We start from the raw sequence: 12,423 nt of genomic DNA on the forward strand, positions 1-12,423 counted from the left end.
TGCGGTCCGGCACGCTGCTGTTCGTACGATGTCCAAAAGCCTGTTACCAGCGGTCGAGCGGCCGCTGGGGAATCGACCAGGAGGACGGCCGTGGGCCACTATCAGGCGAATCTGCGTGATATCGAATTCAACCTGTTCGAGGTATTCGAGCTCGGCAAGATTCTCGACACCGGCGCCTATGGCGACCTCGATACCGATACCGCGCGCGAGATACTCGCCGAGGTGAAACGGCTGGCCGAGGGGCCGGTCGCGGAATCCTTCGCCGCGGCCGATCGGGACCCGGTGGAGTTCCGGCCGGAAACCCATTCGATCAGCGTGGGCGAACCGCTCACCGAAACGATCATGGCCATTCGCGAGGCGGGCTGGAACCGGCTCGGTAAGCCCGCGGAAATGGGCGGTATGCCCGCGCCCGCCGCGCTGATCTGGGCGGTCAGCGAGATGATCATCTGCGCCAACCCGGCGGCGGTGTTCTTCGATATGGGCGCGGCGATGGCGCAGGTGCTGTACGGCATCGGCAACGAGCAGCAGAAGCATTGGGCCGCGGCGGGTTTCGAACGGCATTGGCAGGGCACCATGGTGCTCACCGAGCCGGACGCGGGCTCCGATGTCGGCGCGGGCCGGGCCAAGGCGATCGAACAGCCCGACGGGACCTGGCATATCGAGGGTGTGAAGCGGTTCATCTCCGGCGCCGATGTGGGCGATACCGCGGAGAACGTTTTCCATCTGGTCCTCGCCCGGCCCGAGGGGGCGGGTCCCGGCACCAAGGGCCTGTCGCTGTTCTACGTGCCGAAGTACCTGTTCGATCCGCAAACCCTGGAACTCGGTGAGCGCAACGGTGTGTACGTCACCAATGTCGAGCACAAGATGGGCCTCAAATCCTCGCCGACCTGTGAACTGACCTTCGGCGGCGACAAGCCCGCGATCGGCTGGCTGGTCGGCGATACGCACAACGGGATCGCCCAGATGTTCAAGGTGATCGAGAACGCGCGGATGACGGTGGGCGTCAAGTCGAGCGGCACCCTGTCCACCGGCTACCTGAACGCACTCGACTACGCGAAACAGCGCGTCCAGGGTGCCGATCTGACCCAGATGTCGGATAAGGCCGCACCGCGGGTCACCATCACCCATCATCCCGATGTGCGCCGCAGCCTGGCCACCCAGAAGGCGTACGCCGAAGGGTTGCGCGCGGTGTATCTGTACACCGCGGTGCATCAGGACGCCGACGTCGCGGAACTGGTGACGGGGGTGGATGCCGAGACCGCCCACCGGATGGACGATTTCCTGCTGCCGATCGTCAAGGGCGTGGGTTCCGAGCGGGCCTACCAGTACCTGACCGAATCGCTGCAGACCCTCGGCGGCTCCGGATATCTGCAGGACTATCCGATCGAGCAGTACATCCGCGATGCCAAGATCGATTCGCTGTACGAGGGCACCACCGCGATCCAGGCGCAGGACTTCTTCTTCCGCAAGATCCTCCGGGACAGGGGAGTCGCGGCGGGGCGGCTCTTCACCGAGATCAGCGGATTCCTGGATGCCCCCAGCGGCCGGCTGGAAGCCGAGCGGGCATTGTTGCGGACCGCCCTCGAGGATGTGCAGGCCATGGCGGGCGCGCTCACCGGGTACGCGATGGCGGCCCAGTCCGAGCCGCAGGAGTTGTACAAGGTGGGCCTGGGGTCGGTGCGCTTCCTACTCGCTGTCGGCGATCTGCTGATCGGCTGGCTGCTGCTGTGGCAGGCGGAAGTGGCCGCCGCCGCGCTGGCCGGTGACGCGGCGGAACGCGATCGGCCGTTCTATACGGGCAAGGTCGGGGTGGCGAGTTTCTTCGCGAAGAACGTGCTGCCCACCCTCACCTCGACGCGGGTTGTCATCGAATCGCTCGACGCCGACATCATGTCGCTGCCGGAGGAGGCTTTCTGATCCCGGGCCCGGCCGGCGCCCTCCGCCAGGTAACTTATGTTTCCATAAGTAAGTATCTGGAGGAGGTGCGCCGATATGCCGATCCCGACCCGGCCCGGGGTGTCCGGACTGCTGCTGGTGGTGCTGGCGCTGCTGTCGGCCGCGGCGCCGTTCGCCATCGACATGTATCTGCCGGCCTTCACCGATCTGGCCGGCGACCTGGGTACCAACCCGGCGAGTGTGCAGCTCACGCTCACTACGTTCCTGATCGGGCTGGCCGTGGGGCAGCTGTTCATCGGCCCGCTGTCCGACCGGTACGGTCGCCGTAAACCGCTCGTACTGGCCACCGCGATCACCGTCGTCGTAACCGTGATCTGCGCGCTCGCGCCGAGTATCTGGTTGCTGATCGCGATGCGGTTCGTCCAGGGACTCTCGGCGTCCGCCGGCCTGGTGATCGGGCGCGCGGTGGGTGCCGACCGGACCGAGGGCCCGGCCACCGCGAAACTGTTCACCCTCTTCTCCGCGATCGGCGGTATCGCCCCGGTGATCGCGCCGCTGCTCGGCGGCGCTCTGATGTCCTACGGCTGGCAGGCGGAGTTCTGGGCGCTCAGCGTGATCTTCGCGGTGATGTTCCTGGGTGCGCTGCTGGTGGTCCCGGAATCACTGCCGCCGGAGCGCCGGCAGACGGCCGGGTTCGCCGGCACGCTGCGCTCGATCGGACGGCTGGCGGCCGACCGCGGGTACCTCGGGTACATCTTCGCGTTCGCCCTCGGATTCGCGGCACTGATGTCGTATATCTCGGCCTCGCCGTTCGTCGTCGAGAACGTGCTGGGCATGTCGAACCGGGCGTACACGCTGATCTTCGCGATCAACGCCGCCGGGATGGTGGCGGCCGGGACGGTCAGCTCCCGGCTCGTCGGCAGGTTCGGACCGGAGCCGATTCTGCGCACCGGGCAGACCGTCACCCTGGTGGGCGGACTGGCACTCCTGGCGCTGCTGGCGGCCGGCGCGCCCGCGGCGGCGGTGCTACCGGTGCTCTTCCTCACCGTGATCTGCGCCCCGATGGTCATGGGAACCGCGAGCGCGCTCGCGATCGGCCGCGCCCGGCATGCCGCCGGCAGTGCCTCGGCGCTGATGGGTGCGCTGCAATTCGGGCTGGGTGCCCTCGTTTCGCCGATCGTCGGTCTCGGCGGGCCGGATACCGGTATTCCGATGGCCGTATCGATCGTGGTCGCCGTCGTACTCGGCATGCTCGCCCGGCTCCTGGCGCGGACGGCCGGTCCGGTGCCCGAACGCCACCTCGCCGCCGCCTGAGCGCGGCTCCCAGCTGTGGGAGGTCATCACGATCCGGCCACTCGCGAGCCCTGTACCAGCGGATCCCGGCACACTTCGGCAACGCTGCCGTAGCGGTCGCCGATGCGGAACGGGGCGGCGTGCACAATGCCAGGTGTGACAGTTGAGCTGCTGATTCTGCTTGTCGTCATTGTCACCGCGCTGGCTTTCGACTTCACCAACGGTTTCCACGACACCGCCAATGCCATGGCCACGTCCATAGCCACCGGGGCGTTGCGGCCCAAGGTCGCCGTCGGTCTGTCCGCCTTCCTCAACCTGGTGGGTGCCTTCCTCTCGGTGGCGGTGGCCGCCACGGTGGCGGAGGGAATCATCCGGCTCGACGCGGTATCCGGACACGACCTGCTCGTCATCGTGTATGCGGGACTGGTGGGCGGTATCCTCTGGAACCTGCTCACCTGGCTGTTCGGGTTGCCCTCCAGTTCCTCGCATGCACTGTTCGGTGGACTGATCGGTGCCACCCTGGCCTCGCTCGGCTGGAGCGGGGTGATCTGGGGCGGCGCGGACGGCGGCGTGCTGTACAAGATCGTATTGCCGGCGCTGCTCGCCCCGGTCATCGCCGGTTTGGTGTCCGGGATCGGCACCTGGTCGGTCTATCGCATCGCCCGCAGTTCCGACCACGACAAGGTGACCACCGGTTTCCGCTGGGGTCAGGTCGGTTCCGCGTCTCTCGTCTCGCTGTCGCACGGCACCAACGACGCACAGAAAACCATGGGCGTCATCTTCCTGGCGCTGGTCGCCTACGGCGACCTCACCCCGGCCGACACCATGCCGTTCTGGGTGATGGCGGCGTGCGCGGTGGCCATCGCGGCCGGCACCTACCTGGGTGGCTGGCGGATCATCCGGACCCTGGGAAAAGGGCTGGTCGAGATCGAATCACCGCAGGGCTTCGCCGCCGAATCCGCCTCGGCGGCGATCATCCTGACCTCCGCGAATTTCGGGCTGCCGCTCTCGACGACGCAAACGGTCACCGGCGCGATCCTCGGTACCGGAGTGGGCCGGGGCGCGGAAGTGCGCTGGAGCGTGATGGGCCGGATGGCAGTGGCCTGGCTGCTGACACTGCCGGCCGCGGGGATCGCGGGCGCCTTCTGCTGGGCCGTGGCGCAGGTCATCGGCGGGTTGGCCGGGATCCTGGTGGTCTTCGCACTGCTGGTCGCGCTGGCCGGGCTGATGTACCGGCGCTCGCTGCGCGACAAGGTCTCCAGTCACAATGTCAACGATCCGCAGCCGCCCCCGGCCGGGGAAACGTCGTCGCCGCCGCACCCGGCCGACTCTCCGCCGGCACGGGCCAATGGCTCGCCGGCACCTCCCTCGGCCGGATCGTCGCCGCCCGCGTCGGGGGGCGTGCCGCGGCACACACCCGGCGGCCCGCCGCACGCCCGCTCCACCGCCGAAGAGGAGGCCTGATGTCCACACTGCTGACCCACCTGCGGGCGCTGTGGGACGTGCTGCTCGCAGCGCTGATCTTCGGTGCCGGGGTGCCCATGCTGTTCGCGCTCGGAGTGCGCTGGTGGTCGGCCGCCGAAGTAACCGGCCCGGACGGCACCGTCCGGCGGAATCCGGCCGCGCTGGCCGGTGCCTGTACCTGTCTGCTGATCGTGCTCGTCGTGGTCGTCGCCGGAGTGTTGTTCGTCGCCAAGGGTTTCCTCGCCGACCGGCTCGGTATCCACCTCTTCGGGGAGTCCTGAGATGGCCGCCGATCGGGTGCCACCACAGCGGCAGGGATTGTTGTCGCGGGTGGTCGCGTGGCTACGGGCCGGCTATCCGCAAGGAGTGCCCCGGACCGACTACGTGGCGCTGTTCGCCGTCCTGCACCGCGACCTCACCGAATACGAGGTCGTCCTGGTTGCCGAGGAGGTGTTGCGTGACCGGGCCGACCGGGACGACATCACGCACGAGGAGATCGAAGCGGCGGTGCAACGGGTGGCCAAGGAACAGGCCGGCCGCGAGGATATCGCTCGGGTCGCCTCGCATCTGGCCGCCGGTGGCTGGCCGCTGGCGGCGCTTCCCGAGGAGCAGCCGTGATGCCCCGCATGCTGTACGCGGTGATCGACTGGTTGCGCCGGGGATACCCCGACGGCGTCCCGGAATCGGATTACATTCCGCTGGTCGCGCTGCTCCGGCGACGGCTCACCGATGAAGAGGTCGAGCAGATCGCGGCCGAGGTACTCGATTCGCCCGCGCATCCGCTCGACCGCACCGATATCCAGGTGATGATCACCGAGGTCACCGACGAGTTGCCGTCCGAGACCGATGTACAGCGGGTGCTCTCCCGGCTGGATCCGCCCGGTTGGCCGGAATGACACCCGCCCGGTACGCTCGCATTTTTTGCTAACCGAGTTATGGCAGCTTGCGAATAAGTCCTAAACTGGACATATGGCCAAGACCTACGTCGGCGCCCGGCTCCGGCAATTGCGGACCGAGCGCGGGCTGAGCCAGGTGGCGCTGGCCCAGCAGCTGGAGATATCGGCGAGCTATCTCAACCAGATCGAGCACGATGTCCGGCCGCTCACCGTACCGGTGCTGCTGCGGATCAGCGAGGTGTTCGGCGTCGAGGCGACCTTCTTCTCGCCGCAGGACGACACCCGGCTCATCGCCGAACTACAAGAAGTGGTGATGGATCAGGAGCTCGGTATCGAGGCCGATGCCCGCGAGATCGCGGAAATGGTGTCCGCCCATCCGAGTATGGCCCGCGCCCTGGTCAATATGCACAACCGCTACCGCAACACCAGCGCCCAGCTGGCCGCGGCCACCGAGGACCGGTTCGCCGACGGCTCGGGCAGCGCCACCATCAGCAAACCGCACGAAGAAGTGCGGGATTACTTCTATCAGCGGCAGAACTATATCCACCCGCTCGATACCGCCGCCGAGGAACTGGCCAACCGCATCCGTTTCCACGGTGGCGACGCGCACAGCGAAATACCCAAGGTTTTGCGCAGCCACGGGGTGCGGATCATGGAGCGGATCGACCTGGGCGAAGGCGTCCTGCACCGCTACGACCCGGAGAACCGGATACTCGAAATCGCCCCGCACCTTTCCGGCGGGCAGCGCCTGTTCAAACTGGCCGCGGAACTCGCCTATTTCGAATGTGGGCCGCTACTGGAAAAGCTCGTCGACGAAGGGAATTTCTCCGGCCCGGACGCACGCCGGCTGGCGCTGCTCGGCCTGGCGAACTACTTCGCGGCCGCGACGGTCCTGCCGTACACCTATTTCCACGAGGTCGCCGAGGATTTCCGCTACGACATCGAACGGCTCTCGGCGTTCTTCGCGCAGAGCTACGAGACGATCTGCCATCGCCTGTCCACCCTGCAACGCCCCGAACTGCGCGGGGTGCCGTTCTCCTTCGTGCGGGTGGATCGCGCCGGCAATATGTCGAAACGGCAGTCCGCCACCGGTTTCCATTTCTCCTCCAGCGGCGGCACCTGCCCGCTGTGGAATGTGTACGAAACCTTCGCCTATCCCGGCAAGATCATGACGCAGATCGCGCAGATGCCGGACGGCCGCAAATACCTCTGGGTGGCGCGCACCGTCGAACGCCGCGCGACCCGTTACGGACAGCCGAGCAAAACATTCGCCATCGGATTGGGTTGCGAAATCCGGCATGCCCCGCGGGTGGTGTACGCGGACGGGATCGATCTGCGCGAAGTCAACGCCACCCCGATCGGTGCGGGGTGCCGGGTCTGCGATCGTGCCAACTGCCCGCAGCGCGCCTTCCCGCCGCTGGGCAAAACCCTCGATATCAGCGAACACCGCAGTTCGGTATCGCCGTACGTCCTGAAATAACCGGTTCAGGCCGATTCGGAATTCGCTCCGGGCGTATCCAATTCCTCGACCACCACGGTCGGCGCGAGATGCCCGCGCAGCCGCCGGTCGATTTCGCCCGCGATCGGGATGACGACCGAGGCGGCCGAGGTCGCGACCGCGTCCGTCAGGATCTCCGGCCAATCCGGGGAATCCGTACGCGACAGTGCGTTGATCACGGCTGCGGAAACGGGATCGCCTGCGCCCGTGGGGTTTCCGGTGAGCGGTTCGGGAAGGTACGCGTTCCAGGCGCCGTCGGGGGTCACCGCCACCATGCCCAGCGACCCCCGGGTGACGATCACCGCCCCGACCCCGCGATCCACCAGCGGCCGGGCCGTGGCCAGCAGCGCGGCCGGCGTATCGGCACCGGATTTGGTGAGCGATTCGAATTCGGTGAGCCCCGGCAGCAGCACCACCCCCGGCACCCGCGAGGCCATCCGGAGTGCCGGTCCGTCCAGATCGCAGACCGTGGGCACACCCGCCTCGAGCGCCGCCTGGGCGATCCGGGCGGGCAATCCAGGATCGATACCGTCGGGCAGCGAGCCGGCGATCACCAGCCCCGAGATATGCGCCAGCATGCCCGAAACCCGCACCTCGAGCTGTTCGGAAGCATGCGGATTGGCCACTCGCGCGCCCGGTTCCCGCAATGCGGTCGCGGTGCCGGTATCCGCTTCACTGATCACCACGGTGCGCCGGACCCACGGCAGCGCGTGCACGAAATCCACCGGCAACTCGGCTTCCGCGGCGGCGGCGAAGGCGTGATCGGCGAATCCCGTCGCCCGGGCGTAGCGGCCGAGCTGGTTGAGCACGCGGGCCACGTTGATGCCCTTACCGCCCAGGCGCTGTTCCACCGAGCGCACTCGATGCGTCCGGCCGCGGGCGAAATTCTCGACCCGGTAGGTCACATCGTAGGCGGGATTCATTGTTACGGTAAGGATCACGAGAACCACTGTCCACGAGAGTCGGCACACCGCAACTTCGGGTCGCCGGTGTGCGGGGATGTTTTCGGTCGCGAGCCGGGCAGGCCCGCCGCAGGGTGGGACGGATTCAGATCGCCGCCTCCGCGGGGAAGGTGACGGTGATCCGGCCGAGCCGGCCGTTGCGGGCCGCCACCATTTCCGCCGCCACCGCGAGCGCGGTTTCGGTGGCGGTGGCGGCGCCGATATCCATACCGGCAGGTGCGTGCAGCCGGGCCAGCGAGGCCTCGTCGAACCCGCTGGCGCGCAGATCGTCGAGGCGGCGGGCGCAGCCGATAGCCGAGCCCACCGCCCCGATATAGCCCACCTCGGGTAGTCGCAGCGCCACCGTGAGCAGCGGGATCTCGAACTGCGGGTCGTGGGTGGCCAGTACGATTCCGGTGGTCGAATCCACTTCCCCCTCGCCCACCAGCACGTTCAGGTACCGGTGCGGCCAATCGCAGACGACCTCCGCACCGGGGAACGATTCGGGGACGGCGAAAGCGGGCCGGGGATCACAGATGGCCACCCGGTAGCCGAGCAGCTGGGCCTGCGCCGACAATGCGGCGGTGGTCGTATTCGCGCCGAAGACCACCAGCAGCGGCGGCGGTGCGAACGACGCCACGAAGATATCGGACTGCGGGAGCGAGACCAGTTCGGTGGCATGCCGTTTATCGGTGATCAGATGCTGCCCGATCATTCCGGGCTCCGGATTCCACACGACGGTGAAAACCGTGACCCGCCGATGCTCGGCGATTTCGGTGGCGATGGTCGGGAATTCCGGGAAATGGCCGCGGGAGAACGGTTCGGTGAAAACATCGATGATCCCGCCGTCGCCGGCCGATTCGGCGCCGGGCACGGTGAGGCGGTGTAATGCGCGTTGACCGGTCCGCGCCGACTGTACGGTCGCCTCGTACACGGTGTCCTCGATACCGGTGGAGGCCATGGATCCGTAGATCATCCCGTCCGGGTCCACGAGTATCGCCGTACCCACCGGAATATCGACCTGCCCACCGGTGCGCACGATGGTGGCCAGCCCGCCGATCCGGCCGGAACGCCACACCTGCAGCAGGTCGTCGACGATGTCGCGCATCAACAGCTCCGATCCCACCGTGCGACGGAGGGCAGGCGCTCACCATCGGCACCCGTCACCGATGACCGCGCACGTGACGGACACCCTAGCGCTGTTCTGTGAGAATTTGGCACGGCTGCGAAAATCTTGTCGGGCGGGGACATGAATGGTTGTGTTTTCGGGCGCGCTTCTTACGCGCAGGGGGCGGGCGGCGGCGGCGAGCCGAATTCCGGATGAACCGCCGTGGAACTGAGGGCGCGGGACCGCAGTTATGAAGGTCCTCACAGCGATGGCCGGCGGGTGGGGAGTGGGGGTGGGGTCGGTGCTTTCGCTAACAGTACGGGCGTTACGCTAAAACCCCATGTCAGGGCTACCCGTGAGTAGATTTTCCCGGGGCAATGTGCTGGCTACTTTTGCAGACTTAACAATCTTGTTGCTGATCCTAGCTCGGATTCACAGAAGCAACAGGTAGACGACGTTTTGATCGTGTGCCATCGTGTGGAAGTACCCCCGCTGGGCATTGCAAGCCTGCGAATCGCCGATCCAGCAGTGCGGTGCGGAAACGCACCGTCGACGCGGACCGGCGGACCGACCGAACAAGGAAGTGGAGTCGCAAGATGTCGACCACCGGCACCCCGAAGACCCCCGAGGAAATCCAGCAGGATTGGGACACCAACCCCCGCTGGAAGGGCGTCACCCGCAACTACACCGCCGAGCAGGTGTCGAAGCTGCAGGGCACCGTCGTCGAAGAGCACACCCTCGCGCGGCGTGGCTCGGAGATCCTCTGGGACCTGGTGAACAACGAGGATTACATCAACTCCCTCGGCGCCCTCACCGGTAACCAGGCGGTGCAGCAGGTGCGCGCCGGCCTCAAGGCCATCTACCTGTCGGGCTGGCAGGTCGCCGGTGACGCGAACCTCTCCGGGCACACCTACCCCGACCAGAGCCTCTACCCGGCCAACTCGGTGCCCAACGTGGTCCGTCGGATCAACAACGCGCTGCTGCGCGCCGACGAGATCGCCAAGGTCGAAGGTGACACCTCCGTCGAGAACTGGCTGGCTCCGATCGTCGCCGACGCCGAAGCCGGCTTCGGTGGCGCGCTGAACGCCTACGAACTGCAGAAGGCCATGATCGCCGCCGGTGCCGCCGGTGTGCACTGGGAAGACCAGCTGGCCTCGGAGAAGAAGTGCGGCCACCTCGGTGGCAAGGTGCTGATCCCCACCCAGCAGCACATCCGCACCCTGACCTCCGCGCGCCTGGCCGCCGACGTCGCCCAGGTGCCCTCGGTGATCATCGCCCGCACCGACGCCGAAGCCGCCACCCTCATCACCTCCGATGTGGACGAGCGCGACCGCGAATTCCTCGACGGCACCCGCACCTCCGAGGGCTTCTTCGGCGTGAAGAACGGCATCGAGCCCTGCATCGCCCGCGCCAAGGCCTACGCCCCCTACGCCGACCTCATCTGGATGGAAACCGGCGTGCCGGACCTCGAGGTCGCCCGTAAGTTCGCCGAGGCCGTCCGCGGTGAGTTCCCGGACCAGCTGCTGGCCTACAACTGCTCGCCGTCCTTCAACTGGAAGGCGCACCTGGACGACGCGACCATCGCGAAGTTCCAGCGTGAGCTGGGTGCCATGGGCTTCAAGTTCCAGTTCATCACCCTGGCCGGCTTCCACTCGCTCAACTACGGCATGTTCGACCTGGCCTACGGCTACGCCCGCGAGGGTATGACCGCCTTCGTCGACCTGCAGGAGCGCGAGTTCAAGGCCGCCGCCGAGCGTGGCTTCACCGCGATCAAGCACCAGCGCGAGGTCGGTGCCGGCTACTTCGACACCATCGCCACCACCGTCGACCCCAACACCTCGACGGCCGCTCTCAAGGGCTCCACCGAAGAGGGGCAGTTTCATTAAGCCGCGCTGACGCGCGGCGCGGGCTCGGCCCCCTAGGTCCCGGCTGTCAGCCCTCGAGACTCGCGGCTGCGCCGCCTCGCTTCGAGGTCTGACAGCCGGGACGGGCCGAGCCCTCCAAGGGCCTCGCTGAACTCGGCACTGCCGCTGGGCACGTCGAGTCCGGCCCGGCCAGGTTCCGGGTTCATCGGAGCCCGGCGTGGTATCCGTGACGGATACCGGCAACCACTACCTCGGTAGGGGTGTACCCGCCGCCCCCTCGCAACAGCCCGGCGAGGGGGCTTCGGTGCCCTCTACGGTGGATCAGGAAACACAACATAGGACTCACCCCCAACAAAACCCGGCACACCCTCTTGTCACCGACGCACTCCGCGCAGCATCCATTCCATACGACCAACCTCCATGGTTCGGGGCCCGTCTCGTTTTGGAGCGACGGAGCGGGGGAGCGAAGCGGAGGAGCGGAGGAGTGAAGAACGAGACCAAGGGGGCCCCGAACCCCGCGTCGCCGGAGGCGGCGCCAAAAATACAGGAGCGGGATTGTGAGCGAAAAGATTCAGCGCGTCGGTGTCATCGGCGCCGGACAGATGGGCGCCGGCATCGCGGAGGTGTGCGCCCGCGCGCATGTCGATGTGCTGGTGTACGAGCAGACCCGGGAGCTCGCCGCGGCCGGCCGGTCGCGCATCCTGCGGTCGCTGGACCGCGGCGTGAGCAGCGGCAAGATCACCGAACGCGAGCGTGAGCAGGCGGCCTGGCGGCTGCGGTTCACCTCCGACCTGGGCGATTTCGCCGACCGCCAGCTCGTGGTGGAGGCCGTCCTGGAGGACGAGAAGGTCAAGACCTCGATCTTCGCCGAACTGGACAAGGTGGTCACCGACCCGAGCGCGGTGCTCGCCTCCAACACCTCCTCCATCCCGATCATGAAGATCGCCGTCGCGACCAACAACCCTGAGCGGGTCGTGGGTATGCACTTCTTCAACCCGGTGCCGGTGCTGCCGCTGGTAGAACTGGTGACCACACTGAAAACCAGCGGGTCCGTCTCCGAGCGCGCCGAGAAATTCGCTGCCGAGATCCTGGGCAAAGAGGTCGTGCGTTCCTCGGACCGCTCCGGTTTCGTGGTCAACGCCCTGCTGGTGCCCTACCTGCTGTCCGCCATCCGGATGGTGGAGTCCGGGTTCGCCACCAAGGAAGACGTCGACAAGGCCATGGTGCTGGGCTGCGCCCACCCGATGGGCCCGCTGGCGCTCACCGACCTGGTCGGTCTCGACACCGTCAAATCCATCGCCGACTCCATGTACGGCGAATTCAAGGAACCGCTCTACTCGGCCCCGCCGCTGCTGATGCGCATGGTGGAAGCCGGGCTACTGGGCAAGAAAACCGGCGCAGGGTTCTACCAGTATTAATTGCGCCGACTCCGTCGGCGCGGGTTTTGGCCCCCCTTGGTCCC

Annotated in this window: 11 protein-coding genes; 9 read left to right on the forward strand and 2 right to left on the reverse strand. The window is 67.1% G+C overall.

Annotated features, from left to right (window positions below):
- The first annotated feature begins 90 nt into the window (after positions 1-90).
- The 7 genes from ACQEVO_RS33170 (at position 91) to ramB (ending at position 7,029) form a co-directional block, all read left to right on the forward strand.
- Complete coding sequence (locus tag ACQEVO_RS33170) at positions 91-1,917, forward strand: acyl-CoA dehydrogenase (RefSeq protein WP_432920740.1); 1,827 nt, start codon at positions 91-93, stop codon at positions 1,915-1,917.
- Between the two features lie 75 nt (positions 1,918-1,992).
- Positions 1,993-3,210 carry a multidrug effflux MFS transporter gene (locus ACQEVO_RS33175; RefSeq protein ID WP_432920743.1) on the forward strand — a complete coding sequence of 406 codons (1,218 nt, stop codon included), beginning with the start codon at positions 1,993-1,995 and terminating at the stop codon, positions 3,208-3,210.
- A 135-nt stretch (positions 3,211-3,345) separates the two neighbouring features.
- Positions 3,346-4,653, forward strand: a complete 1,308-nt coding sequence (locus tag ACQEVO_RS33180; RefSeq protein WP_432920746.1) for an inorganic phosphate transporter — start codon at positions 3,346-3,348, stop codon at positions 4,651-4,653.
- Positions 4,653-4,934, forward strand: coding sequence for a hypothetical protein (locus ACQEVO_RS33185; protein WP_432920749.1), 282 nt, complete (start codon positions 4,653-4,655; stop codon positions 4,932-4,934). The genes ACQEVO_RS33180 and ACQEVO_RS33185 overlap by 1 nt, the downstream gene beginning before the upstream one ends.
- 1 nt (position 4,935) lies before the next feature.
- Positions 4,936-5,271, forward strand: a complete 336-nt coding sequence (locus ACQEVO_RS33190; protein WP_432920752.1) for a DUF3349 domain-containing protein — start codon at positions 4,936-4,938, stop codon at positions 5,269-5,271.
- On the forward strand, positions 5,271-5,549 hold the full coding sequence (locus ACQEVO_RS33195) for a DUF3349 domain-containing protein (RefSeq protein WP_432920755.1): 279 nt from the start codon (positions 5,271-5,273) through the stop codon (positions 5,547-5,549). The genes ACQEVO_RS33190 and ACQEVO_RS33195 overlap by 1 nt, the downstream gene beginning before the upstream one ends.
- A 73-nt stretch (positions 5,550-5,622) precedes the next feature.
- On the forward strand, positions 5,623-7,029 hold the full coding sequence (gene ramB, locus ACQEVO_RS33200; protein WP_432920758.1) for an acetate metabolism transcriptional regulator RamB: 1,407 nt from the start codon (positions 5,623-5,625) through the stop codon (positions 7,027-7,029).
- A gap of 5 nt (positions 7,030-7,034) precedes the next feature.
- Here the strand turns inward: ramB and ACQEVO_RS33205 are convergent, their stop codons facing one another.
- Positions 7,035-7,988 (reverse strand): hexose kinase, encoded by a 954-nt coding sequence (locus ACQEVO_RS33205; protein ID WP_432920761.1) that lies wholly within the window; start codon positions 7,986-7,988, stop codon positions 7,035-7,037.
- A gap of 106 nt (positions 7,989-8,094) precedes the next feature.
- A complete protein-coding gene (locus ACQEVO_RS33210; protein ID WP_432920764.1) occupies positions 8,095-9,096 on the reverse strand; it encodes an XdhC family protein in 1,002 nt (333 codons plus the stop codon).
- Between the two features lie 596 nt (positions 9,097-9,692).
- On the opposite strand from ACQEVO_RS33210, the gene aceA reads away from it, so the two are divergent.
- Positions 9,693-10,982: an isocitrate lyase gene (gene aceA, locus ACQEVO_RS33215; protein ID WP_432920767.1), complete on the forward strand. Its 1,290-nt coding sequence runs from the start codon at positions 9,693-9,695 to the stop codon at positions 10,980-10,982.
- Positions 10,983-11,515: 533 nt separating this feature from the next.
- Entirely contained in the window at positions 11,516-12,379 is an 864-nt protein-coding gene (locus ACQEVO_RS33220) for a 3-hydroxybutyryl-CoA dehydrogenase (RefSeq protein ID WP_432923272.1), read from the forward strand.
- Positions 12,380-12,423: the final 44 nt, after the last annotated feature.

Source organism: Nocardia sp. CA-290969 (assembly GCF_050936135.1).
In the GTDB taxonomy this organism is placed as follows: Bacteria; Actinomycetota; Actinomycetes; order Mycobacteriales; family Mycobacteriaceae; genus Nocardia.

Excerpts from the sequence above, each read along its gene's own strand:
- ACQEVO_RS33175 (WP_432920743.1), top strand. The coding sequence starts at position 1,993 with ATGCCGATCCCGACCCGGCCCGGGGTGTCCGGACTGCTGCTGGTGGTG.
- ACQEVO_RS33185 (WP_432920749.1), top strand. The coding sequence starts at position 4,653 with ATGTCCACACTGCTGACCCACCTGCGGGCGCTGTGGGACGTGCTGCTC.
- ACQEVO_RS33210 (WP_432920764.1), bottom strand. The coding sequence starts at position 9,096 with ATGCGCGACATCGTCGACGACCTGCTGCAGGTGTGGCGTTCCGGCCGG.
- aceA (WP_432920767.1), top strand. The coding sequence starts at position 9,693 with ATGTCGACCACCGGCACCCCGAAGACCCCCGAGGAAATCCAGCAGGAT.
- ACQEVO_RS33190 (WP_432920752.1), top strand. The coding sequence starts at position 4,936 with ATGGCCGCCGATCGGGTGCCACCACAGCGGCAGGGATTGTTGTCGCGG.
- ACQEVO_RS33195 (WP_432920755.1), top strand. The coding sequence starts at position 5,271 with ATGCCCCGCATGCTGTACGCGGTGATCGACTGGTTGCGCCGGGGATAC.
- ramB (WP_432920758.1), top strand. The coding sequence starts at position 5,623 with ATGGCCAAGACCTACGTCGGCGCCCGGCTCCGGCAATTGCGGACCGAG.